This is a genomic window from Shimazuella sp. NTD247 (genome assembly GCF_059510415.1).
The window spans coordinates 1-300 of record NZ_JCAJZU010000035.1; the positions used below are offsets into that span (position 1 = coordinate 1).

Consider the following 300-nt stretch of genomic DNA (forward strand, 5'->3'; position numbering starts at 1 on the left):
GCGCAGTGCCCCTCCTGCTGGATTCCCAGTGCCTGTCGTCAACCATTATGGCCCTACGGAAAACACCGTGGTGGCAACGGCAGCGGTCGTCCCTGCTGGGAGCCGCGGCTTGCCTTCCATTGGACGCCCGATTGCCGGCGTTCAGGCGTACGTACTCGATGACCATGGACAGCTGCTCCCCATTGGGGTACCTGGGGAACTGTATTTGGGAGGAAGAGGATTAGCCCAAGGCTACCACGATCGCACCGATTGGACCAACGAGCGATTTGTATCACATCCGATCTGGGGAAGATTGTACCA

Annotated in this window: 1 protein-coding gene; it reads left to right on the plus strand. The window is 59.0% G+C overall.

Going from position 1 to position 300, the window contains the following annotated elements; all coding sequences use genetic code 11:
- The coding region (locus AC5WOC_RS21225; RefSeq protein ID WP_496057418.1) for an AMP-binding protein at positions 1 to 300 on the plus strand (300 nt) is incomplete at both ends.